Below are 23,248 nucleotides of genomic sequence, written 5' to 3' on the forward strand. Positions count from 1 at the left end.
CGATCATCCTTCGCACCGGGCGCACTTGCTCCGCGCCGGCGAACCGACCGGCTCCGGCGACACAACCTATCGGGCGTACCTGCGCCCGGCTCGTAATCGAGCCGGGCGTGGCCCGTCGTCAGGCGTCCGCGAAGGTGCGTGTGTCGAGCCCCAGCCAGTCGTTCAGCCCCTCTTCGCCGGCGGGCAGGATGCGTACGGCCCGGCTGTTCGGCTTGCGTTCCACCCAGCCGCGTTCGATGCAGCAGCCCAGCAGGGCGGCGCCCACCGCCCCCGACAGATGGTGGCGCTGCTCGGTCCAGTCCACGCAGTACCCCACCGTCTTCCTGCGGGTCTCGGGGACCGTCACGCCGATCGCCGCCAGCATCTCCCAGCCGTGCGGGGTGAGCCGGTAGTCCAGGTCGCGGCCGCGGGAGGACAGCCGGTCCCGGGTGGCGCGGTCCGGGTCGTGCCTGCCGTCCCCGCCGGCACGGCTGCCGCAGACCGCCATGGCGGCCGCCGCCTCCGCCCTCGCCGGCCGGATGACGGCCCGCACCGGGCCACGGAGGCCGATGCTGCTGGGCCTCGGGCTGGGCGCACTGGGCTTCCTGGGACTGCTCCTGGCAGGTCGCGGCACGCCCTACCCGGCCCTCGTACCGCCACTCGCCGCCATCGGCTTCGGCACCGCCCTCACGATGCCGGCCGCGGTCGCCGCCGTCGTCGAATCGGCCCCCGCACACCGCACCGGACTGGCCTCCGGGGCGTTCCACGCGGCCCGCCGGGGTCGGCAGTGCGGTGGGCGTGGCACTGCTCGGTGCGCCGATCACACCGCACCGGCATCCGCCTTCCTGCACGCATGCGCACCTGCTCACTGATCAGTGCGGCCTGCTTCACCGCGGGAGTCCTGCTGACCCTGCGCGGCGTGGAGCGGACGCGGCGGGGAGCGGGGGCAGCCTCACGGCGCGCTCACTCGAAGGCGTTCAGCAGTTGTTCGTAGGCCTTGTAGACGCGTCGTGCCTTCTGGAGGTCCCGCACCGTGGCATCGGGAATGGCGCGGAAGTACGAGCAGGCGGTGACCTGGTGGGCGGCGATACGGTCCTTGATGCCGGGATCATGTATGCCGGGGTAGTCCTCGGTGTGCTCCATGATGGCGTCGAAGACGTCGGGAATCCGGTGGGCGAAATCGTCGATGTAGGCGTCCCAGTCACCGTCGTAGGACGTGGCGAACAACAGGCGTGTGTCCTCGTCGAAGAGGACCCATCGCGCGTCGTGCAGCGTGCCGATCCGCTGGGTCACCTCCCTGCTGAGCTGCCCGAACGTGTTCTGTTGGAAGATGTCGCGGATCAGTTTGCCGTGCCCGGGCTTCACCTTGAAGAAGAGGGTGAACTCGGAGGTACGGCCGTCCGTCCGGCCCGGCCGGGCCGGCTTCTCGGGGTGCGTGGTCATCTCGGATCCCTTCTCGGCGACGTGCGGGGTGCGCTGTCTCCGTGCGACGGGCCGCGGACTTCCGGCCGGCGTGACTCAGGCGTCGAGGCCCGCGATCCAGCGCAGGGCGCGGATGCCCGGCATGAAGAGGTACTCGCCCCCCTTGGTGACGACGAAGCGGGGCAGTTGCCCGTACTGGCGGCGGCGGGGACGCGGGTGCAGCGGGACGGTGAAGGAAGCGGTCCCGTCGCGGTTTCCGGTCAGGGGGTCCTGCTCCGTCTCCAGTCCGGCGAAATTGCCGTCGTGGGTCCACTGGCTCTTGACGAACTCGAACTGCCGGACGAGGTCGGTGCCCATGAAGAGGAAGACGACGCCCCGTTCGGCTCCGTCGTCGTCCAACTGCCCTTCGGGCAGCTCGGGGCCGTAAGGGGTACCGCGTCGCAGGAAGCAGTGACGGCGTACGTCCATGGGGTCGTCCGGGGAGCTGCGGGGGTTCATGCGCCGGATGTGGGCGCCGACCGGGCAGCGCCGGCCGCCGGGATCCTGTTCACGGTAGGTGAAGTCGTTGTTGCGCGTGGCATCCGCGGCGAGCGTGGGGTCGTCCTGGACGGGGGCGAGCACCAGGGGCGCTCCGCTGCGCCAGCGGCCGACCATCTTGGCCGCGAGCAGTTCCCCTCCCTCGGGCGAGGAGGAGTTCGCCTTGAGGTAGCGGCGGAATTCGGCGGTTTTCACGTGCAGTTTGCGGAGGGCGACGTAGGTGCCGTTGCGGCGCAACGCGTCGGGCAAGGGCTGCGAGGCGAGCTGCCCGAGCTGGTCCGGACAGCCGAGAACGAACTCGCCGGCCTTGACCGGGGGGCCGACGCCGGGCGGATCGCCGTAGTGCGTGGGGTCATCGGCACCCGCCCGGTCGCTCCAGGGCGCCCCCGCGCCCTCGACGTTGGGTTTGCTGATGTTGTCCACGAAGCCCAGGTGCGTGCGCCCGGTCGGCAGCTGCGCGACATCCAGCCGGTGGAGCAGCTGTACGGCGGGCAGGCCGCGCAGGGCTTCCCGTACCGCCTCCAGCAGGGATTCGAGTGCCTCCCTGCCCGCGGCGAAGGAAGCCACGACGAGGTGCACTTCGGGGCTGCCCAGAGGGGCGTCCCAGTGCTCGGGGCCGCTCTCTCCGGTGTCCCCGAGCCGGTCGGCCCGGGCGGCCATGCCCTCGCAGAACGCCTTTGGGAAGCTGTCCAGCGACTCCTGCGGTACTCCCAGCGCCCGCAGCCCCGAATGGCTCAGCGCGACACTCAGCCACGCGCCGCCGGGCGGGGCCCACCACCGGTCCGCCGAGGCGACGTGCGGCAGCAGGCGCGTGAGCAGCTGACGGCCCTCCGGCGGGCTGTCTACGCGCAGTAGCAGGTAGCTGCCGACGCAGGGAACGGGGCGCTTCCGCAGCAGGGCACCCTGGATGTCGTCCAGCTCCAGCACCTGCGGTGCGGAGGGGCTCGTACGGTCTGCCATGGTGATCCGCCTCCCTTCTCTGCGGTGGCTCACGCGTCAGGGACCGGTGGCGGGGCCGGACGCCTTCGGTGTTGTGGCCTTCGGGGCCGGCGCCTTCAGCGGCAGCACCTCGTCCGCGGTGCGCGGCTCTCGCCGTTCCTGGTGGTTGAGCCGGTGGCGCAGGACGGAGGAGCGGCGGTAGGCCTCCTTGCGGGCACGCATGATGCTGCCCAGCGGCCGGTGGGCAGCGGTCACCCGCCAGGGCGTGAACGACAGGGCGTCCATCCGTTCCAGGTTGTCCGCGCCGGAGATGTCCTGCGCGGGGAGGCGGAGCCTCGCCACCGTGACGTACGGAGACCGCCACTCCGGCCATTCGACCGTGAGGTCGTCGACCGGCATGTGGTCCAGACCGGTACAGAGCTGGACCTGAAGGCGAAAGGCGTAGGGCCGCTCGCGCAGTTCGGCCACCAGCGCGGGCCGGAAGAAATCGCCCGTGGCGCCAGGGTCCATGGACCGCTCGGCCACGGCGACCGCACACAGGGGATCGGGGGTGAGGCGCACCTTGGCGACATGGTCGCCGTGCCGGACCGCGCCCATCGTCGTGTAGGTCGACAGCAGTACGTTCACCAGGGGCCGTTGGGCGAGGGCGAGGAAGGCCAGCAGCTCTTCCCACGCCCACTCCTCCGGCGCCAGCGTCCCCATGCCGGTCACGTAGTCGCGGAAGAAGCGGCGCTGGCCCGGCCTCCCCTCCGCGAAGTAGGCACCCGCCCGGAGGAAGAGCTCCTGGACGAAGAGGTAGTGCCGGACGGTGCTGCAGAAGAACACCGGCGCGTTGATGGTGGTGCAGTCGAAGGTCCGGCTGTCGGGTTCGTCCTCCAGCAGCGTCGGACCGTCGATGCCGAACATCTTCAGCGCCAGCCCTACGGAGCCTCCCAACGTGCTGTCGGGCCCGGGGCGTGCGGAGCCGTTGGAGAACCGCACCAGCGCGTCGTGCCTGCCCGGAGTGGCGTAGATGCCCTGTGCGTACTCCGCAGGGAGCCCGCCGAGGATCTCCACTTCGCCCCGGACCAGGCCGTAGCCCTTGCTGTGCGCCTCGCGCAGCGCCCGGCCGTTGCCGTCGGCCGTCATGGAGCCGGTGATGTGCTGCTCCATCGTCGCGATCAGTTTCCGTACGTTCTCGTCGAAGTCCGGTTCGACGCTTTCCACGTCCGGTGTGTAGGCGATGAAGTGCGGTGACATGACCCGACCGCCTTTCGTCTCCGCGGCCGACCGGAACGGAACAACACGCACGTCCGGGAGGCGTTCTGCCGGACCCACCGTACTCACGCGCGAAGCGTTGGCGACAGGTCGAAAAGCGGCCCGGAGACGGCGTGCGGACTGAGGTCACAGAGCCCGCCGGAGGGGTACGGGGGAGGCGGGCCCTCGCTGATGGCTGTCCGTTGCGTGCCGGTGGGTGCCGTTGGGTGTCCATATGGCGCCGTCCGGGGTAGCTTGTGAGGGATTGCCACGCGGGGAGGGCGAGAATGGGCGATCACGGAACAACGGGGGAGTTGCGTTTCGAGGCACTGGGCCCGCTGCGGGTGTGGCGGGACGGGGTGGAGCTGAATCCGGGGCCGGTGCAGCAGCGTGTGGTGCTCGCCGTGCTGCTGCTGCACGCGAACCGGCCGCTGCCGCGGGAGAAGCTGATCGACGCGGTGTGGGGCACGGCGGCTCCGGGACGCGCGGTGAATCTGGTGCAGCGGCATGCCGCCGGGCTGCGCAGAGTGCTGGAGCCGGACCGGCCGGCCCGTTCTCCGTCCCGGTTGCTGACCTGGACCGAGAGCGGATACGTCCTGTACGTACCGCCCGGCGCACTGGACCTGGACACCGTCGACGAGCAGATCGAGCGGGGAAGGGCGGCGCGAACCGTCGGTGACTGGCGGACGGCGGCGGAGGCGCTGCACGCGGCGTTGCGACAGTGGCGGGGGCGGCTGTGCGAGGGCCTGACCGGTCCGCTGCTGGACGCCGAGCGGGACCGGCTGGAGGAGCACCGGCTCAGCGTGCTGGAGGAACGCATCGAGGCCGACCTGGCACTGGGCCGGCACGCCTCGGTGGTGACCGAACTGGCCGGGCTGGTACGCGAGCACCCCCTGCGGGAGCGGCTGTGCGAGCGGCTGATGGTGGCCCTGTACCGGTCGGGCCGCCAGGCGGAGGCGCTCGCGGCGTACCGCACCACGCGAACGTTGCTGGCCGAGGAGCTGGGCATCGAGCCCGGCCCCGAACTCCAGCGGCTGGAACGGGCGGTGCTCAACGCCGACCCCGCCCTCACACCGCCCGCGCCGCAGCAATCCCCACCGCGTCCTGTGCCGTGCCTGCTGCCCGGCGACGTCGCGGGCTTCGCCGGCCGCACGAGCCAACTCGCGGAGCTGGACGCGCTGATGAGCCCGGACCCGCACTCGACGGCCGCCGTGATCTGCCTGGTCACCGGCACCCCGGGCGTCGGCAAGACAGCGCTAACGGTGCACTGGGCGCACCGGGTACGACAGGCCTTTCCCGACGGGCAGTTGTATGTGAACCTGCGCGGCTACGACCCCGAACAGCCCATGACCGCCGGGGAGGCGCTCGCCCGCATGCTGGCCGCCCTGGGGCTGCGTGGCCAGGACATCCCCCTGGACGTCGCCGACCGTTCTGCCCGGTACCGCAGTGAACTGGCGGGGCGCCGCATGCTCGTCATCCTGGACAACGCCGCGACGCCGGAGCAGATCAGGCCGCTGCTGCCCGGCACCGCCGGCTGCCCGACCCTGGTGACCAGCCGCGACGCCCTGCCGGGTCTGGTGGCCCTGCACGGAGCCCACCGAATCGACCTCGACCTGCTGCCCGCCGAGGACGCCCACGCCCTGCTGCACCAGCTCATCGGCCCGCGGGTGGCGGCCGAGCCCCGGGCCGCCGGCGTACTGGCGGACCGGTGCCGCCGGCTGCCCCTCGCGTTGCGTCTCACCGCCGAACTCGCCGCAGCCCGGCCCCATCAGAGTCTGGCCGAGCTGGCCGCCGAGCTGGCCGACCGGGAGCGGCAGCTGGACCTCCTCCACGACGACGAGGATCCCAGCGCCGATGTGCGCGCGGTGTTCTCCTGGTCCTACCAGCGCCTGCCCGGCGAGGCCGCCCGGGCCTTCCGGCTGCTGGCCCTGCACCCCGGCCCCGACTGGAACACCGATGCCACCGCCGCTCTCACCGGCACCACGTCCGAGCAGGCCGGCCTGCTGCTCGACCGGCTGGCCCGCGCCCACCTCATCCAGCCCACCGGCCCCCACCGGTACACCATGCACGACCTGCTGCGCGCCTACGCCGCCGAGCTGGCCGCCGGCACGGACCCGCCCGCCGACCGGCACGCCGCGCTGACCCGCCTCTTCGACCACTACCTGGCCGGCGCCACCACCGCGACGACCACACTCCACCAGCACCGGGAGGACCAGCGCCCGCTGCCCACCCATGCCCCGCCGGCCACCCCCGTACCGCCGATCGACGGCCCGGAGGCGGCGCGCGCCTGGCTGGACGCCGAACGCGCCAACCTGGCCGCCGTCTGCGCCCACGCCGCCGGTCACGGCTGGGACAGCCATGCCGTGGAACTGGCCACCACGCTCTTCCGCTACCTGGATACCGGCGGGCACTACGCCGACGGCCTGGTCATCCACACGCACGCCCAGCGCGCCGCCCGGCACAACGGTGACCACAACGGCGAAGCCTACGTACTGACCCACCTGGGTTACGTCTACTGGCGGCAGGGCCACTTCCCGCGGGCCGTCGAACACCACCGCAGAGCACTGGACCTCTTCCGGCAGACCGGCAACCTCGACGGTCAGGCGTCCGCCCTGACCTACCTCGGCCTGGTCCACTGGCGGCAGGGCCACTACCCGCGCGCCGTCGACCACCACGACCGGGCACTCGGCCTCTTCCGCCGGACCGGCAACCGGTACGGCCAGGCCTACGCCCTCCTCTTTCTCGGCCTGGTCCACTGGAGGCTGGGCCAGTACGAGAAGGCCGTCGACGAGCACCGCCGGTCGCTGGCCCTCTTCGAGCAGCTCGGCGACGGCAACGGCCAGGCCTACGCGCTCACCCACCTGGGCCTTGACCACTGCGAGCAGCGGCGCCACCAACAGGCCATCGACCAGCTCTGCCGGGCGCTGGACCTCTTCCGGCGGACCGGCAACCGCGACGGCCAGTCCTACACACTGACCCACCTGGGCCTGGTCCACTGCCGACAGGGCCGCTACCGGCAAGCCGTCGACCAGCACTGCCGGGCCCTGGACCTGGCCCGGCAGACCGGATACCGCGCCTGCGAAGTCGAGGCGCTCAACGGCCTCGGCGAAGCCACGCGGGCGAGCGGCGAACCGGCCGTGGCGCGTGCCTGGCACGCCGACGCGCTGGCCAAGGCCGTGGAGATCGGCGAACGGTTCGAGCAGGCCCGGGCGCACGAGGGCATCGCCGCGCTCCACCACGCCGCCGGCGAACTCCAGCAGGCCCGCCGGCACTGGGAACACGCCCTGCACCTGTACGCCGGCCTCGGCGTCCCCGCGGCCGACACCGTGCACGCCCGGCTGGCCGCCCTCGACCGCGAGGACCTGATCGACAAGGAAGCCGACCCGGCCCCGCACCTCTGAGGGCGATCAGGAGATGCTCAGTCGAGACAGAACTCGTTGCCCTCGATGTCCTGCATCACGAGGCACGACTCGTTCTCCTCGTCGGCAAGCAGCAGCCGAAAGCGTGTCGCGCCGAGCGGGACCAGCCGTGCGCATTCGGCCTCGAGTGCGGCGAGGCGCTCGTCCCCCACCAGCCCCGTGCCGACCCGCACACACAGATGCATCCGATTCTTGACGACCTTGCCCTCGGGGACGCGCTGGAAGTACAGCCGAGGGCCCACACCCGAGGGATCACTGCAGACGAACCCTGAATCCCGCTTCTCGGGCGGCAGGGAGCGGTTGTAGTCGTCCCACGTGCCAAACCCTTCCGGGGGCGGCGGTACGACATACCCCAGCACCTCGCACCAGAAGCGAGCGAGGCGCTCGGGTTCCGCGCAGTCGAAGGTGACTTGGAACTGCCTGATCGTAGACATCGGCGCACCATAGCAGGGGTGCTGTCGCACAAAGGGCCGAACGCACCGAAAGCGCTACGCCCTTGTGCGTATGGAAGGGCGGTGCACCCGGCCATACGATGGAGAATTCTCGGAGTTGTAGAAAACATTGAACTGTGGTCCTGCGCCGATCGCTACCGGGCGCGCAGGCCCCGGTCGATACCGCCGGGATTCTCTCCGGCATTCAACTGCACGAGGCTTCCGCGCTGGGGGGAAGCATGCGAGTCATCATTCAGATGCGGCCCGAACGCGATGTCATGGCAGCCGTCATCGATCCTCATGTCGCCACTCCGCCGACCGCGGACGTTGCCGGGCCGATTCCCGGCCTCGCCCTGGACGCCGGCTTCGCGCCGGTTGCTGTTCCGCAGCCGAAGCCGGCCACGCCCGGCGGTGATCCGCTGTCGCTGGAGCAGCCGCTCGTGTTCTCCATGGCCCCCGAGGACGCCAGTGTCCTGGTCCGCGGTGAGATCCAGGACTACGACGTCGCCGGCCGGCTGGCCATGCTTGCCACCGCACGGCCCGACATCGTCGGGATCTCCGCCGACCCCGTCGTCGAGACCACTCCGACCTGCGGCGGCGCCCCCGTCGGGGACTGGCACGACGTCGAGCACGCCGTCACCGACGACCTCAAGGGCGAAGGGCTCGACGGCCGGGGCGTCACACTCGCCGTCGTCGACACCGGCATCAACATCGAACACCTGGGGAAGGTGCTGGGGAACGCCGTGGAGATCGACGCCGAGCGGAGCTGGAAGCCCGCCGGGGTCGGCGAGGCCTTCGGCAGGTTCCCCGTGCGCCACGGCACGATGTGCGCCTTCGACGCGCTGATCGTCGCCCGACGGATCGCCCTCCTCGACCTCCCCGTACTCGGTTCCACCCGGCGGGGCAGCACGGTCATGGAAGGGCTGCTCTCCGACGCCATCGCCGCCTACGCACACCTGAGGTCACTGCTGGAGGCGGTCCCGCCCGAACAACGCACCGGGCTGGTCGTCAGCAACAGCTGGGGCTCGTACAGCCCGCGGTGGGACTTCCCGCCGGGGCACCCGGGCAACTACTCCGACAACCGCGCCCACCCCTTCAACCTCGCGGTGGCCGCCCTGGAGAACGCCGGCGCCGACATCCTGTTCGCCGCCGGCAACTGCGGCCGCGACTGTCCCGACGCCCGGTGCGGATTCCCCGACCGGCCCATCAACGGCGCCAACTCGCATCCCCAGGTGCTGTCCGTGGCCGGCATCGACACCCGGGGAGCGCGGGTCGGCTACTCCTCCCAGGGCCCGGGCCGGCTCAGTCAGCGCAAGCCCGACATCGCCACCTGCACCCACTTCGCGGGTTCACAGGCGTTCGGGCCCGACAACCCCGACTCCGGAACCTCGGCCGCCTGCCCGGTCGCCGCTGGCGTCGTCGCGGCCGTCCGCACGAGGCTGTCGCCCCAGGAACTCCCGCCGGCCAGGATGCGCACCCTGCTGCGCCGCACCGCCAACGACGCGGGTGTCGCCGGCTTCGACTTCGACCACGGCTACGGCATCATCAACACCGCGGCGATCGTGGAGGCACTGCGCCAACGCAGCAAGCACAACGCCCGCGCATAGGAGGCCCATGGCGCCCGGAAGCCGTACCGTCCTCGTCACCGTGACGCTGCCGCCGGGCACCACACTCCAGGGCGCCCAGCGGCGGCTCGGGCTGCGTGACGACGAGGTCGACTCCGCGTACGGCCTGGTGTCCGTCGACCCCGCCCGCAACCTCTTCGTCCTCATGGTGACCGAGGAGGCCGGCTCGCGGATCGAGGGCACGCCCGGTACGCAGGGCCCCTACGCGAACCCCAGGATCGAGCCCTTCGGTCCGGACCGCCCGGACGACGCCGACACCGACGACGCCGACGACGGCGGCACGGCAGGCTGACGAGCCCCTCTTCCGGCGCACCCCCTTCACGCCATGCGTGACACCCCTGTCTGGTTCTCATCTGTTCTCACAGGCCTCAACCACCCCTGCCCGCACCACCGTTCGCGCTGCAGTGAGGACTGCAACGAGCCCTGCAACGTCCGGGAGCACGATGAAGTCGCCGCCGCGGAAGCTCCCGGAGGGCAGTGGGGGGACTGCTCTCCGGGTCCGCGCCGAAAGGTGCCGGAGCGGCGTGGTCATCCCCAGCGGACGGCAGACGTCGGACAGGAACCCAGAGGCCGGTGAGATGCGAATCAATGTGACCGCCCCGGAAGGGCGCGCGCGTGCCGCTGCGCTCGTTCCCACCGAGGCGACCCTGGTCGCCCTGACGACCGCCTTCCGCACGCTGAGGAAAGCAGCGCCCAGGCAGCCCTTCGCCAACCGGCGCGCCGAATTCCCCCGCCCGGCCGGCCTGCCGCGCCCGGCGCGGGACAGTGACAGCCCGGTCGTCCTGGTCTCGGGGTATCTCTCCCCGCTGGGCTGCTGGGACGCCCTGTTGCCCCGGCTGCACGAGAACGGCTTCCGGAACACCATCTGCTTTCCCTACGACTCCTTGCGTGCGGGGATTCCGGAGATCGCCGAGGCGCTGGCCGTGCAGGTGTCCGCTGCCGTCCGGGCCGCCGGGACACCGGGTGTCCATCTCATCGGATACAGCATGGGCGGACTGGTCGTGCGGTATGCCCTGCAGCGACTGGGCCTGACCGGCGATCCGATCAGTGTCACCACCATCGCGACACCGCACCGCGGTTCCCCGCTCGCATCCGCGGGGGTCGGCCCGGCCGCCCAGCAGATGCGGGTGAATTCGGAATTCCTCCGCGAGCTGCCCGCGATGCATTCGAGCGGCCGGGTCCGCTGGTCCCTCATCGGCTCGCCCACCGATCGTGTGGTTCCGCTGGCCAGCGCGACGGACGGCCGGCACGCCGATTCCCTCAGCCTCGCCGGGGGCGGCCACCTCGGCATCCTCGACTCTCCGCAGATGGCGGGCGCGGTGCTGAGCCACTTGGAGCTCTGCGAATTCGAGCAGGCCGCCCTCGCGGCCAGCTGCGCCTGACAGCAAAAGCGCCCTACGTACGGAAGGTTCCGCAGTGCACAGAACTCATGTGAAGCGCCTGCCCGAAGAATTCGCCGACCGCCCGGCAGCCGTTCCCCCCGCGCAGGCGGACAGGGAATCGACGGACATACTGCTGCGGCAACTCGTGCTCGCCACCGGCGCCACCGCTGTGGTCGCGTGCGGGCCGGCGGCGGTGCGCAGGACACCGTCCATGGCCACCGCGCTCCGTGACAACGGAAGCGGCCGGGTCGTGGGCTGTGTGCCCGACGCCGAGCAGGCGCAGGTCGTGTCCGGCACGCTCGGCGCGGCGGGCGTCGCGAGGTACGCCGACGTCCTGCACGGCGATATCCGGCACGTATTACGGCGGTTACCCGGGCCGGTCGACCTGCTGGTGCTCGGCTGCCCCGGCGAGGAACGCCTGCCGGTATTCCAGGCGGTGGAACCCAGGCTGCTGCCCGGGGCGCTGATCGTGGCCCTGGGGAGCCAGGAACACGGCGATCCGCCGTCCGGGGAATCGCTGGCCCGCTTCCTCCGCCACGACGACGGCTATGTCTCGCTCTCCCTGCCCATCGACGGAGGGGTGGAGGTGGCCGTCCGTGCGCTCTGATCTCGGCCCGGCTCGCTCGACGAATCTCCGGGTCGTCGAACTGGACATGATTTACGGCCCGCTGCTCGATTGCCTCGAACCGGTCCCGGCTCCGGCCGGCACGAACGAGGACACGACCCATGAACCGGGAGACCGCCATGTACCGAACGCTGACCGTAGCGAAGATGGACCCCGCGAGCGCCGAGAGCGTGCGGGCAATATTCGCCGATTCCGATAACACCGAGCTGCCGCACCTGGTGGGCGTCACCAGGAGGACGCTGTTCACCTTCCATGGCCTGTACTTCCACCTGGCGGAGTCGGACCAGGACTTCGAGCCGAACCTGGACAAGGCGCGCAGCCACCCCCTCTTCCAGGAGGTCAATTCCCGCCTGAGCCACTTTCTTTCGCCGTTCGACCCCGACTCGCGAGAGCGGAAGGACGCCCTGGCGGTGCCCTTCTACTCCTGGACGCCGCCCGAGGGCCCCCGGGCATCCGGGCAGCCTCGGCAGGCGCACAAGGTCTCCTCGGCCGATGTGCCGGCCAACACCAAACGCGGCGGCGACATCCGGGTGACGCTGAGCCCGAAGACGGCGGGCTGCACCTCCGGCTTCGGGGGAGTGCTGCACCTGGCGGCGGGGGAGCACGTCACCGAGCACTACCACCCGTACTCCGAGGAGTTCCTCCACCTCGTCCAGGGCGAGGTGCAGATCACCCTGGACGGACGCCCGACACCCCTCCTGCCCGGCGATTCGCTTCTCGTGCCGATGGGCGTACGCCACCGGCTGGTCAACACCGGGAACGTACCGGCGAAGGCCGTCTTCCACCTGTCCCCGCTCGCGCCGCGCCCCGAACTCGGTCATGTGGACACCGAAAGTCCCCTGCACGCCGAGGCGGGGAACCCGGACGTCGGCGGTGTGCGATGACGCGCCGCGCGGTGCTCACCGGCGTCGGCGTGGTGGCGCCCGGTGCCAACGGCCGGGACGCCTATTGGGACCTGCTCGCCGCGGGACGTACCGCCACCCGCCCCGTCAGCCTCTTCGACGCCACCGGCTTCCGCTCCCGCATCGCGGCCGAATGCGACTTCGATCCCGCCGCGGCCGGCCTCTCCCCGAAGGAGACGCGGCGGATGGACCGGGCCGCGCAGTTCGCGGTCGTCGCGGCGCGCGAGGCGGTCGCGGACAGCGGCATCGAGCTGCCCGCCGCCGACCCCGGCCGGGTCGGCGTCAGCATCGGCAGTGCGGTCGGCTGCACGATGGGCCTTGAAGAGGAGTACGCCGTACTGTCCGACGGCGGCCGGAACTGGCTGGTCGACCACTCCTACGGAGTGCCGCACCTGTACGGCTACATGGTGCCCAGCACCCTCGCCGTCGAGGTGGCGTGGCAGGCACAGGCCGAAGGCCCGGTGGCGCTGGTCTCCACCGGCTGCACCTCCGGTATCGACGCGGTCGGGCACGGCGTCCAGCTCATCGAGGAGGGCAGCGCCGACATCGTGCTGGCCGGTGCCACCGATGCACCGCTGTCGCCCATCACCTCCGCCTGCTTCGACGCCATCAAAGCCACCACCCCCAACAATGACGACCCCGCGCACGCCTCCCGGCCCTTCGACGGGCGCCGTGACGGCTTCGTCCTGGGCGAGGGCGCCGCGGTACTGGTCATCGAGGAGGCGGCAGCCGCCAGGCGCCGGGGCGCCGCGGTCTACGCCGAGGTGCTCGGCTTCGCGGGCCGCAGCAACGCCTTCCACATGACCGGCCTGAAGCCGGACGGCCGCGAGATGGCGGAGGCCATCCGTGTCGCACTGGACAGGGCCCGGCTCGACCCGGACGACATCGACTACATCAACGCCCACGGCTCCGGCACCAAACAGAACGACCGGCACGAGACCGCAGCCTTCAAACGGAGCCTCGGCCCGCGCGCGTACGAAGTGCCGGTCAGCTCCATCAAGTCGATGATCGGGCATTCGCTCGGCGCGATCGGCTCGCTGGAGATCGCCGCCTGCGCGCTCGCGCTGCGCCACCAGACCGTCCCCCCGACCGCCAACCTCGCCGCGGCCGACCCGGAGTGCGACCTGGACTACGTACCGGTCACGGCACGCGCACACCGGATGGACCGGGTGCTCACCGTCGGCAGTGGGTTCGGCGGCTTCCAGAGCGCCATGGTGCTCGGCCGCTACGACCTGGAGAGCAAGGGAGAGGCTGCATGAGCGCATCCGGAATCCGTACCGGCCACCGCGACACGGCCGTGGTGACCGGGCTGGGCGTCGTCGCCCCCACGGGCATCGGCGCGCGCCGGCACTGGGAGTCGGTGCTCGCCGGGAAGAGCGGCCTGGGCCGCATCACCCGGTTCGACCCCGCGGGCTACCCCGTACGAGTGGCGGGCGAAGTGCCGGGCTTCGAGGCCGGCGGACGAGTGCCCGGCCGGCTCGTCCCGCAGACCGACCGGTTCACACACTTCGCACTGGCCGCGGCCGAGGAAGCTCTCGACGACGCGGCCGTGGACCCGCGGGCGCTGCCCGAGTACGCGATGGCGGTGGTCACCGCCAGCTCCTCGGGCGGCACCGAGTTCGGCCAGCGCGAGATGGAGCGGCTGTACCAGCAGGGACCGCAATGGGTCGGCGCCTACCAGTCCATCGCCTGGTTCTACGCGGCCACCACCGGCCAGGTTTCCATCCGGCACGGCATGCGCGGCCCGTGCGGGGTGCTCTGCTGCGAGCAGGCGGGCGGCCTGGACGCGCTCGGGCAGTCCCGGCGGCTCCTGGACACCGGCTCCGAGCTGGTGCTCAGCGGTGGTACCGATGCCTCGCTCAGCCCGTACGGCCTGGCCGCGCAGACAATGACCGGCGAGCTGTCCACCGAGGACGACCCGGCGTGCGCGTACCTGCCCTTCGACGCCGCCGCGTCAGGGTTCGTACCGGGCGAGGGCGGTGCGTTGCTGGTGGTCGAGACCGCCGCGTCCGCACGCGCCCGGGGCGCGGAACACTACGGCGAACTCCTCGGCTACGCCGCCGGGTTCGACCCGCCGGCCGACTCCGGGCGGCCGCCGGTACTTGCGTCGGTCATCCGGCGCGCCCTCGCCGACGCGCGCCTCGGGCCGGAGCACATCGGCGCGGTCTTCGCCGATGCCTCGGGCGTACCGGAGCGCGACCGGGCCGAGGCCCGGGCACTCAACGAGGTGTTCGGCACCGATGGCGTACCGGTGGCCGCGCCGAAGGCACTCACCGGCCGGCTCTACGGCGGCGCGGCCTTGGACGTCGCGACCGCGCTGCTCGCCCTGAGCGCGGGAGTGGTGCCGCACACTCCCGGCCTCGACCGGGCCGCCCCGGAGTACGCGATCGACCTCGTCGTGGACCGGCCGCGGCGCATCGGACCGCGCACCGCACTGGTGCTGGCCCGCGGCCACGGTGGCTTCACCTCCGCACTGGTGGTGGGCGCCGGCAACCGCACCTGCCCCGAGTCCTGACCGAACCGACCCAACCGACCGATCCGATCGAACCGATCCGATCGAACCGACCGATCCGACCGAAAGGCAACCGGCCATGGCTGAGTTCACCGTCAACGATCTGAAGCGCATCCTCTACCAGGCCGCTGGAGTCAACGACGACGTCCACATGAAGGGTGAGGACTTCGCCGACCAGCGGTTCACCGACCTGGACTACGACTCGCTCGCGGTGCTGGAACTGTCCAGCCGCATCGAGCGGGAGTACGGGATCACCATCCCCGACGGCGATCTGGCGCACACCATGACGCTGCGCGAGGCCGTCACGTACGTCGTCTCGCGACTCGCGGAGGTGGAGGTCTGATGGCGGGGCACACGGACAACGCGATCGTCATCGACGCGCCGATGGACCTGGTGTGGTCCATGACCAACGACGTGGCCGCCTGGCCCCGGTTGTTCAGCGAGTACGCCGCGGCCGAGATCCTGGACCGGGACGGGGACACCGTCACCTTCCGGCTCACGCTCCACCCGGACGAGACGGGCACCATCTGGAGCTGGGTCTCCCGACGCACCACCGATGCGACGAACCGCACGGTATCGGCCCACCGCGTGGAGACCGGCGCCTTCATGTACATGAACATCCGCTGGACGTACGCGCAGCACCCCGGCGGCGTACGGATGCGCTGGGTCCAGGACTTCGCGATGAAGCCGGGTGCGCCGCTGGACGACGCCCAGATGACCGACCGGCTCAACCGCAACACCGCGACCCAGATGCAGCTGATCAAAGAGAAGATCGAGGCGCGCAGCGGAAGGACCGTGCCATGACGCACCTCGCCCGCCGGAGCAACGCCGTCGTCGAGCTCATGCAGGTGGCTGACGAGAAGTGCGGGGAGCAGTGGTTGAAGGACGCCCTGCAGACAGCGCTCATGCTGGAGCTCGCCACCATCCCCCCGTACGCCTGTGCCGCCTGGTCGATCAAGGGCGCGCGGTCCACGACGGACGTGCACCACACCGTCCAGGAAGTGATGTTCGACGAGATGTCGCACTTCGGCCTGGCCGGCAACCTGCTGAGCGCCATCGGCGGCACGCCCGTCCTGACCGACCCGGAACAGCTGCCCACGTATCCGGGTCCGTTACCCGGCGGTGTGAACCGCGGCCTGACCGTCCACCTGAGCAAGCTCGACAGGGAAGCCGCCGGCCTGTTCGCGGCGATCGAGAAGACCGACCACCCGGTCGTCTCCGCCCAAGAAGAGGGCTACTCCTCGATCGGTGCCTTCTACGACAAGGTGCAACGCGTCCTGAGCGCGAACCGGCACCTGGTCGGCGACAAGGGGTACCAGCTGAAATGGCCCCTCCAGACCGTGCACGGGAAGGGGAACGAGATCAAACCCCTCCGCACGTGGGAGGAGGCGGACGAGGCGCTCACCATCATCAGGGAACAGGGGGAGGGCACTTCGGCCTCGCCGCTCAATCCATACCCCCTGCACGCCGGGGAGCCCGCTCACTACTACGCCTTCCTGGAGATCTGCCGGGGCCGGAAGCTGGAGAACCGCACCGGCAAGTGGCAATTCTCGGGGGCTCCCGTCGTCATTCCCCCGGTCTACCCCATGGGCAGGGTGCCGCCCGGTGGCTGGGCGAACGCCCCGGGAGCCGTCTCCCGGCTCCCCGAGGCGGTCGCCGTGCTGCTCGACGAGTTCAATGCCTGCTTCAGCGAGATGCTCCGTGCCTTCGAGGCGGCCTGGCGCACACCGGACGAGGGCAGGCGGCTGGCCACGCTGCGGGGTGCGGTCAGCGCCATGACCAGCATGCGCGCGTTGGCACGCACCCTGATGCGCATCCCGCAGGCCGCCGATCCCGAAGCCACCTACGGCCCGGAATTCCGCTACACGACCCGGCAGCCCTGACCCGTGAGCCCGTCAGCCCGGTGTGAGGGTGCCGTCGATGCGGCGGGGGATGGTGTACGGGTTGTCGTCCTGGAGGGGCGGGGGAAGGAGGGAGCCGGGGAGGTTCTGGTAGGCGACCGGCCGCAGGAAACGGTCGATGGCCAGGGAGCCCACGGAGGTGGTGCGGGCGTCGGAGGTGGCGGGGTGGGGGCCGCCGTGAACCATGGCGTGGCCGACTTCGACGCCGGTGGGCCAGCCGTTGAACAGGACGCGGCCGGCCCGGCGTTCGAGGAGCGGCAGCAGCGTACGGGCGTCGTCGAGGTCCGTGTCGGCCGTGTGCACAGTGGCGGTGAGCTGGCCCTCCAGCGCGCGGACGACGTCGCCGACGTGCTCCAGGTCGCGGCAGCGGACCAGCAGCGAGGCGGCACCGAACATCTCGTGCTGGAGATCGGGGTCGGCGCAGAAGTCGTCGCCGTCGACCGACATGAGCACGGCCTGCCCGGCACCGGCGGTGGCGGGCAGGCCACCGCGGGCCAGGACCCGCACGCGGGGATGGTTGCCGACCGCCTCGGTGCCCTTCCGGTAGGACTCCGCGATGCTCGTGGTGAGCATGGTGGCACCGTCGTTGGCTTCGACGTTGCCCGCTGCCTGCGCCGCGAAGGCGTCAAACCCTTCACCCTCGACGGCGATCACCAATCCCGGGTTGGTGCAGAACTGGCCCGCGCCCAGCACGAGGGACTCGGTGAAGGCGTCGGCGAGTTCGTGCGGGCGTGCCGCGAGCGCGCCGGGCATGAGGACGACCGGATTGATGCTGCTCATCTCGGCGTACACCGGAATGGGGTGGCGGCGCCCGGCGGCGGCCCGTACCAGGGCGCTGCCCGCCGCGCGCGAGCCGGTGAAGCCGACGGCCTGGATGCGGTGGTCGGTCACCAGCCGGGTGCCGGTGCCGTGTCCCGCACCGACGAGAAGGGAGAAGACGCCTTCGGGCATACCGGTGTCGGTGATGGCGGCGCGGATCGCGCGGGCGGCCAGCTCGGAGGTACCGAGGTGGGCCTCGTGGGCCTTGACGACGACGGGGCAGCCGGCGGCCAGCGCCGAGGCGGTGTCGCCGCCGAGGACGGAGAAGGCGAGCGGAAAGTTACTGGCGCCGAACACGGCGACGGGCCCGAGCGGGATGCGGCGCTGCCGGATGTCCGGGCGTGGCTGGGGGCGGCGGTCCGGCTGGGCCGGGTCGATGCGGGCACCGTGCCAGCTGCCCTCGCCGAGGACGGTCGCGAACATGCGCAGCTGGCCGGTGGTGCGGACCACCTCGCCGGCGAGCCGGGCGGCCGAGAGCCCGGTTTCGAGCCGGGCGCGTTCGACGAGGGCGTCGCCCGCCAGGGTCAGGTGGTGTGCGATGCGCTCCAGGAACCGGGCGCGTTGCGCGGGGTCCGTGGTGCGGTAGGCGTCGAAGGCCTCGTCGGCGAGCCGGCAGGCCCGGGCGATGTCGTCGGGGGCGGCGGTGGGGTAGGCGGGGTCGAGCTCGTCGCCGGTGCGGGGGTCGCGCGAGCGGATGCCGGTACCGGTGGCGGTGACGGTCTCGGCGCCGATGAACATCGTTCCCTGCGGCAGGTCTTCGGGCGCGTGGGCGGGTGTTGCGGTCACCTGGAGTTCGTCCTTCTGTACGGGGCGGGTGAGGGTGCGTCAGGCGGCGGTGTCCGGCAGCTTCCCGATCAGCTCGGTGAGTTCGGCGAGTTCGCTCGGCGTGAGGTCGGTCAGCGGGGGCCGTACGGGGCCGGCGCTGTGGCCGGTGGCGGTCATGCCGGCCTTGACGATGCTGACCGCGTACCCGGCCTGCCGGTTGCGGATCTCTGTGTAGGGGAGGACGAAGTCCTTGAGCAGGGTGCGGACGGTGTCGTGCCGGCGCGCGCGGACGGCGTCGTAGAACTCCAGGGCGAAGCCGGGGAGGAAGTTGAAGATGGCCGAGGAGTAGGTGGTGACGCCGAGTTCGAGATAGGGCAGGGCGTAGGTCTCGGCGGTGGGCAGGCCGCCGACGTAGGTGAGGCGGTCGCCGAGCCGGGTGTAGATGCGGGTCATGGCGTCGATGTCGCCCGTGCCGTCCTTGTAACCGATGAGGTTGGGGCAGGTGTCGGCGAGGCGGGCCAGGGTGTCGGCGGTGTAGGTGGCGTTGGCGCGGCCGTAGACGATGACACCGAGGGAGGTCGCGCGGCATACGGCTGCCACATGCCGGGCGAGCCCCTCCTGCCCGGCCTCGGTCAGGTAGGGCGGGAACAGCAGGATGCCGTCGGCTCCGGCCCGCTCGGCGGCCTCGGCGTACTCCACGGCCGTACGGGTGCCGTAGCCGGCCGGGGCGAGGATGGGCGTGCCCTCGGGGGCCGCCTGGACCGCCGCCGTCACCACCTGTTCCGTCTCGGCGGCGGTCAGGGAGAAGAACTCACCGGTCCCGCCCGCCGCGAAGAGACCCCCGACCTCGTACTTCGCCAGCCGCTCGATGTTGGCGCGGTAGGCGCCCTCGTCGAAGGAGAGGTCGTCGGCCTTGAAGTGGGTGACGGGGAAGGAGAGCAGGCCCGAGCCGATGCGCCGGCCGAGCTCTGACGGGCTGAAGGACGGGCTGAAGGACGTCATCCGTGAACTCCGCTGTGAGGTGGTGAGAGGCGCGGCCGTGCCGCGAGCGAGGTGCTGGTACCGACGCTACGAGCACCGAGTCATGCCGGTCCAACACCGTTTTGGCATCCATCGATACCCTGTGCGCATCATCTGCGACTCGCGAGCATCATCGGCGGCCGTGGGCGGTCGGGAACCCCGCGCACAACGACGGCGCGGGCCCCGCGCTGTCCAGGTCAGCGGGGCCCGCGCCGGGCGGGTGTGCACCGGCGACGAGGTGCCGGCGGTCGGTCGGTGCGGTGGTTCAGGGGCGCTTGCCGATCTCGTGGGTGGCCTGCGTCCAGGCGCGTGCCTGCTCGCTGAGGGTGATGCCGAGTCCGGGGCGCGCGGGTACGTGCATCCGTCCGTCGCTGATCGTCAGGCGCTCGTTGAACAGCGGCTCCAGCCAGTCGAAGTGCTCCACCCACGGCTCGATGGGGTACGCGGCGGCGAGGTGGAGGTGGATTTCCATGGCGAAGTGCGGGGCCAGCTGGAGGTGGTGGTGCTCCGCGAGCGCGGCGAGCTTGAGGAACTGGGTGATACCACCGATGCGCGGCGCGTCGGGCTGGATGACGTCGGCGGCGTTCAGACGGATCAGTTCGTAGTGCTCGGCGACGCTGGCCAGCATCTCGCCGGTGGCGACCGGGGTGTCCAGCGAGGCCGCGAGGGCGGCGTGCCCCTGCGCGTCGTAGGCGTCCAGCGGTTCCTCGATCCAGACCAGGCCGAACTCCTCCATGGCCCGCCCCATGCGCTGGGCGGTGGGGCGGTCCCACTGCTGATTGGCGTCGACCATCAGCGGCACGTCGTCCCCGATGTGCTCGCGTACGGCGGTCAGGCGGCGCAGGTCCTGCTTGCCGTCCGGATGCCCCACCTTGATCTTGATGCCGCCGATACCGCTGGCCAGTGAGGCGGTGGCGTTGTCGAGGACCTGCTCGGTGGGGGTGTGCAGGAACCCGCCGGAGGTGTTGTAACAACGCACCGAGTCACGGTGCGCGCCCAGCAGCTTGGCCAGCGGCAGCCCGGCCCGCTTCGCCTTCAGGTCCCACAGGGCGACGTCCATGGCGGCGATGGCCTGCGTGGCGACTCCACTGCGCCCCACCGAGGCGCCGGCCCATACGAGCTTGGTCCACAGCTTGCCGATGTCGCTCGGGTCCTCACCGATCAGCTCGTCGGCGATCTCCTTGGCGTGGGCGTACTGGGCCGGGCCGCCGGCGCGCTTGGAGTAGCTGAAGCCGATGCCCCGGTGCCCCCGCTCGGTCTCGATCTCCACGAACAGGAAGGCCACTTCGGTCATCGGCTTCTGCCGCCCGGTCAGCACCTTGGCGTCGCTGATCGGAGTGGCCAGCGGCAGGGTGACCGAGGAGAGTCTGATCCAGGCGATGGTGTCGAGCGTCGCCTCGCCGTGACGGCCGGCTGCGGAGGTGGCTGTGTGCGTCATGGTCACCACTTCATGTCCCTGGGGTCGTGGGTGGATGCGGATGCGCCCGGCCGCGGTGGCCGCCGGGCCCCAGAGGCACGGGCAGCGGCCCTCTCCTGGCCGGGCGGCGGCGGGGGAGGGGCGGCTCGCCGTGGGTTTTTCCTGACGCTAGGGTCAGCGATTGATCCACGTCCAACACAGTTTTTGGATGATCCAATACCTGGAGGGTATCGGTGTTCACACTCGTGCAGTTGGTGAGCTTTGTCGCGGTGGCCGAGGAACTGCACTTCACCAGAGCCGCCGAACGCCTCCGCATGACCCAGCCTCCGCTCAGCCGCCAGATACAGCTGCTGGAGCACGAATTGGGCGTACAGCTGCTGGACCGCACCAACCGCACCGTACGCCTCACACCCGCCGGCCGCGCCTTCCTCAACGAAGCACGCAACATCCTGCGCCAGGCGGAGGCGGCCAGCCTCTCCGCCAAGCAGGTCTCCGCCGGACAGGCCGGGGCCATCGCCATCGGCTTCACCGCGGCCGGCGCCTACTCCGCGCTCGGCACACTGCTCGACGTCGCCCGTTCCACCATGCCGCTCACCGAGATAGTGCTGCGGGAGAAGGTGACCCGCGACCAGCTCGAGGCGATCACCGAGGGCTCGCTCGACCTCGGCATGATCCGCCCCTCCAGCACGAGCCCCGACCTGGCGACCCGTCCCGCCATCCGCGAAGGCCTGCTGGCCGCCGTACCCCGCGACCATCCGCTCGGCGCGGCGGACGGCCCGCTGCGCATCAGCGAGTCCGACGGGCAGGACGTGCTCATGTACTCCCCGGTCGAAGCCCGCTACTTCCACGAACTGCTGGTCAGTATCTTCCGGGCCGCCCGCGTCACCCCGCGCTTCACCCAGTACCTCAGCCAGGTCCACAGCCTCCTGGCGATGGTCAACGCGGGCTGGGGCATCGCCTTCGTCCCCGAGGCCGCCGCGCAGATGCGCTTCTCGGGCATCACCTTCCGGCCCCTGGAACTGCCCGACCCCACCCCCGTCGAACTGCACCTGGTGTGGCGGAAGGCCAACGACAACCCGGCCCTGCACGCGCTCCTCCGGCACCTGTGAGCGACGCCCCGGGTACCTCGGCGCCGGGCCTGTGAGACACCGTCTCACCAGGCGCTCCGAACGATGCGCCACGGGTATCGCAGCATGCCGAAATGGTGTTGGACCCGCATCGCAACAGGCTCTTAACGTTCCGGCCAGCAATCGAAGCGGCTTCCGTCCGGGGCACGGGCCATCGCCCCCGCCCGCCCGGAAGTTCCGGAAGTCGTGGGCAGGCCACGCCCAGAACCGGGAAGCCGCGTGAGCCGCACGTCTCCGCGCAACCCAGGAGCCTCCTGCCATGACCGACCACACCCCTGCCGAACTGGGCCGCCGCCTCGGTTCCGGCCTGCTGTCCTTCCCGGTGACACATTTCAGGGCCGAGGACCGCTCGTTCGACGAGGACGCGTACCGCACGAACATCACCCGGCTCGGGAAGTACGACGTGGCCGGGCTCTTCGCGGCCGGCGGCACCGGTGAGTTCTTCTCACTCACCCCGGCAGAGGTGGCACGGGTCGTCACCGCCGCCGTCGACAGCGCGCCGGCGGGTACCCCGATCATCGCCCCCGCCGGATACGGCACCGCCACCGCGGTCGAGTTCGCCAAGGCCGCCGAGCGCGCCGGGGCCCACGGCCTGCTCCTCTTCCCGCCGTACCTCACCGAAGCCTCGCAGGACGGCCTCGCCGCACATGTCGAGGCGGTCTGCCGGGCCACCGGCCTCGGTGTGATCGTGTACAGCCGGTCCAACGCCGTCTATGCTCCGGACACCGTCGCGCGCCTCACCGAGCGCTGTCCCCACCTGATCGGTTTCAAGGACGGCGTCGGCGACATCGACCCGCTCACCCGCCTCTACGCCCTCGTGGGCGAGCGCCTGACCTACATCGGCGGCCTCCCGACGGCCGAAACGTACGCCCTGCCGCTCCTCGAAGTCGGCATGACGACCTACTCCTCGGCCCTCTTCAACTTCCTCCCGGAGTTCGCGCTCGACTTCTATGCCGCCGTCCGGGACCGCCGCCGTACCGACGTGCTGCGCATGCTCCACGACTTCGTCCTCCCCTACACGCGGATCCGCGACCGCAAGCCGGGCTACGCGGTGAGCATCGTCAAGGCGGGCATGCAGATCACCGGCCACCCGGCAGGGCCCGTCCGGCCGCCGCTGACCGACCTGGAGCCGGCGGAGCTGGCGCAGCTCACCGCCCTCATCCGGGGTATCGGCGGCTGAGCCGCCGCCG

Annotated in this window: 22 protein-coding genes and 1 pseudogene; 15 read left to right on the forward strand and 8 right to left on the reverse strand. The window is 71.2% G+C overall.

Annotation, left to right across the window (positions count from 1 at the left end):
* Window positions 1-118: 118 nt before the first annotated feature.
* Window positions 119-532: a hypothetical protein gene (locus tag ACIGQF_RS21580; RefSeq protein ID WP_399712673.1), complete on the reverse strand. Its 414-nt coding sequence runs from the start codon at window positions 530-532 to the stop codon at window positions 119-121.
* Between ACIGQF_RS21580 and ACIGQF_RS21585 the strand changes: the two genes are divergently transcribed.
* On the forward strand, window positions 519-851 hold the full coding sequence (locus ACIGQF_RS21585; RefSeq protein ID WP_399712647.1) for an MFS transporter: 333 nt from the start codon (window positions 519-521) through the stop codon (window positions 849-851). The two genes, ACIGQF_RS21580 and ACIGQF_RS21585, sit on opposite strands and share 14 nt — an antisense overlap.
* A gap of 91 nt (window positions 852-942) precedes the next feature.
* On the opposite strand, the gene ACIGQF_RS21590 is transcribed toward ACIGQF_RS21585, so the two are convergent.
* The 3 genes from ACIGQF_RS21590 to ACIGQF_RS21600 form a co-directional block, all read right to left on the reverse strand.
* A complete protein-coding gene (locus ACIGQF_RS21590; RefSeq protein ID WP_399712454.1) occupies window positions 943-1,422 on the reverse strand; it encodes a hypothetical protein in 480 nt (159 codons plus the stop codon).
* A gap of 75 nt (window positions 1,423-1,497) precedes the next feature.
* Window positions 1,498-2,898 (reverse strand): Dyp-type peroxidase, encoded by a 1,401-nt coding sequence (locus ACIGQF_RS21595; RefSeq protein ID WP_399712457.1) that lies wholly within the window; start codon window positions 2,896-2,898, stop codon window positions 1,498-1,500.
* Window positions 2,899-2,934: 36 nt separating this feature from the next.
* Window positions 2,935-4,116, reverse strand: a complete 1,182-nt coding sequence (locus tag ACIGQF_RS21600; RefSeq protein ID WP_399712460.1) for a catalase family protein — start codon at window positions 4,114-4,116, stop codon at window positions 2,935-2,937.
* A gap of 284 nt (window positions 4,117-4,400) precedes the next feature.
* Here ACIGQF_RS21600 and ACIGQF_RS21605 point away from each other — a divergent pair, with 284 nt between their 5' ends.
* Window positions 4,401-7,514 carry a BTAD domain-containing putative transcriptional regulator gene (locus tag ACIGQF_RS21605; RefSeq protein ID WP_399712463.1) on the forward strand — a complete coding sequence of 1,038 codons (3,114 nt, stop codon included), beginning with the start codon at window positions 4,401-4,403 and terminating at the stop codon, window positions 7,512-7,514.
* Between the two features lie 17 nt (window positions 7,515-7,531).
* On the opposite strand, the gene ACIGQF_RS21610 is transcribed toward ACIGQF_RS21605, so the two are convergent.
* Window positions 7,532-7,966, reverse strand: coding sequence for a VOC family protein (locus ACIGQF_RS21610; protein WP_399712465.1), 435 nt, complete (start codon window positions 7,964-7,966; stop codon window positions 7,532-7,534).
* Window positions 7,967-8,202: 236 nt separating this feature from the next.
* Here ACIGQF_RS21610 and ACIGQF_RS21615 point away from each other — a divergent pair, with 236 nt between their 5' ends.
* The 11 genes and pseudogenes from ACIGQF_RS21615 (at window position 8,203) to ACIGQF_RS21665 (ending at window position 16,892) form a co-directional block, all read left to right on the forward strand.
* Window positions 8,203-9,570 (forward strand): S8 family serine peptidase, encoded by a 1,368-nt coding sequence (locus tag ACIGQF_RS21615; protein ID WP_399712468.1) that lies wholly within the window; start codon window positions 8,203-8,205, stop codon window positions 9,568-9,570.
* Window positions 9,571-9,577: 7 nt separating this feature from the next.
* Window positions 9,578-9,880, forward strand: a complete 303-nt coding sequence (locus tag ACIGQF_RS21620; RefSeq protein WP_399712471.1) for a hypothetical protein — start codon at window positions 9,578-9,580, stop codon at window positions 9,878-9,880.
* 286 nt (window positions 9,881-10,166) lie between these two features.
* Window positions 10,167-10,970, forward strand: a complete 804-nt coding sequence (locus ACIGQF_RS21625; RefSeq protein WP_399712473.1) for an esterase/lipase family protein — start codon at window positions 10,167-10,169, stop codon at window positions 10,968-10,970.
* A 34-nt stretch (window positions 10,971-11,004) separates the two neighbouring features.
* Entirely contained in the window at window positions 11,005-11,577 is a 573-nt protein-coding gene (locus tag ACIGQF_RS21630) for an O-methyltransferase (protein ID WP_399712476.1), read from the forward strand.
* 137 nt (window positions 11,578-11,714) lie between these two features.
* Window positions 11,715-12,014 (forward strand): annotated as a pseudogene (locus tag ACIGQF_RS21635) (TcmI family type II polyketide cyclase); the annotation flags it as partial.
* Between the two features lie 75 nt (window positions 12,015-12,089).
* Window positions 12,090-12,479 (forward strand): cupin domain-containing protein, encoded by a 390-nt coding sequence (locus tag ACIGQF_RS21640; RefSeq protein ID WP_399712650.1) that lies wholly within the window; start codon window positions 12,090-12,092, stop codon window positions 12,477-12,479.
* The gene (locus ACIGQF_RS21645) at window positions 12,476-13,756 is read left to right on the forward strand and encodes a beta-ketoacyl-[acyl-carrier-protein] synthase family protein (protein ID WP_399712479.1); all 1,281 of its coding nucleotides are present in this window, start codon (window positions 12,476-12,478) and stop codon (window positions 13,754-13,756) included. The genes ACIGQF_RS21640 and ACIGQF_RS21645 overlap by 4 nt, the downstream gene beginning before the upstream one ends.
* Window positions 13,753-15,012, forward strand: coding sequence for a ketosynthase chain-length factor (locus ACIGQF_RS21650; protein ID WP_399712482.1), 1,260 nt, complete (start codon window positions 13,753-13,755; stop codon window positions 15,010-15,012). Before ACIGQF_RS21645 ends, ACIGQF_RS21650 begins: the two co-directional genes overlap by 4 nt.
* A gap of 76 nt (window positions 15,013-15,088) precedes the next feature.
* Window positions 15,089-15,352 (forward strand): acyl carrier protein, encoded by a 264-nt coding sequence (locus ACIGQF_RS21655; protein WP_399712485.1) that lies wholly within the window; start codon window positions 15,089-15,091, stop codon window positions 15,350-15,352.
* On the forward strand, window positions 15,352-15,813 hold the full coding sequence (locus ACIGQF_RS21660) for an SRPBCC family protein (RefSeq protein ID WP_399712487.1): 462 nt from the start codon (window positions 15,352-15,354) through the stop codon (window positions 15,811-15,813). The genes ACIGQF_RS21655 and ACIGQF_RS21660 overlap by 1 nt, the downstream gene beginning before the upstream one ends.
* Window positions 15,810-16,892: a ferritin-like protein gene (locus ACIGQF_RS21665; RefSeq protein WP_399712489.1), complete on the forward strand. Its 1,083-nt coding sequence runs from the start codon at window positions 15,810-15,812 to the stop codon at window positions 16,890-16,892. The genes ACIGQF_RS21660 and ACIGQF_RS21665 overlap by 4 nt, the downstream gene beginning before the upstream one ends.
* 12 nt (window positions 16,893-16,904) lie before the next feature.
* Here ACIGQF_RS21665 and ACIGQF_RS21670 read toward each other — a convergent pair whose 3' ends face one another.
* The 3 genes from ACIGQF_RS21670 to ACIGQF_RS21680 form a co-directional block, all read right to left on the reverse strand.
* The gene (locus tag ACIGQF_RS21670) at window positions 16,905-18,515 is read right to left on the reverse strand and encodes an aldehyde dehydrogenase (NADP(+)) (protein WP_399712491.1); all 1,611 of its coding nucleotides are present in this window, start codon (window positions 18,513-18,515) and stop codon (window positions 16,905-16,907) included.
* A 39-nt stretch (window positions 18,516-18,554) separates the two neighbouring features.
* On the reverse strand, window positions 18,555-19,496 hold the full coding sequence (gene kdgD / locus ACIGQF_RS21675; RefSeq protein WP_399712493.1) for a 5-dehydro-4-deoxyglucarate dehydratase: 942 nt from the start codon (window positions 19,494-19,496) through the stop codon (window positions 18,555-18,557).
* A gap of 283 nt (window positions 19,497-19,779) precedes the next feature.
* The gene (locus ACIGQF_RS21680; protein ID WP_399712496.1) at window positions 19,780-20,952 is read right to left on the reverse strand and encodes a mandelate racemase/muconate lactonizing enzyme family protein; all 1,173 of its coding nucleotides are present in this window, start codon (window positions 20,950-20,952) and stop codon (window positions 19,780-19,782) included.
* Window positions 20,953-21,164: 212 nt separating this feature from the next.
* Between ACIGQF_RS21680 and ACIGQF_RS21685 the strand changes: the two genes are divergently transcribed.
* Together ACIGQF_RS21685 and kdgD (ACIGQF_RS21690) are read left to right on the forward strand one after the other, a co-directional pair.
* Window positions 21,165-22,040, forward strand: coding sequence for a LysR substrate-binding domain-containing protein (locus tag ACIGQF_RS21685; RefSeq protein ID WP_399712498.1), 876 nt, complete (start codon window positions 21,165-21,167; stop codon window positions 22,038-22,040).
* Between the two features lie 277 nt (window positions 22,041-22,317).
* The gene (gene kdgD / locus ACIGQF_RS21690; RefSeq protein ID WP_399712501.1) at window positions 22,318-23,238 is read left to right on the forward strand and encodes a 5-dehydro-4-deoxyglucarate dehydratase; all 921 of its coding nucleotides are present in this window, start codon (window positions 22,318-22,320) and stop codon (window positions 23,236-23,238) included.
* Window positions 23,239-23,248: the final 10 nt, after the last annotated feature.

The organism is Streptomyces sp. NPDC053560 (assembly GCF_044544605.1).
Lineage (GTDB): Bacteria > Actinomycetota > Actinomycetes > Streptomycetales > Streptomycetaceae > Streptomyces.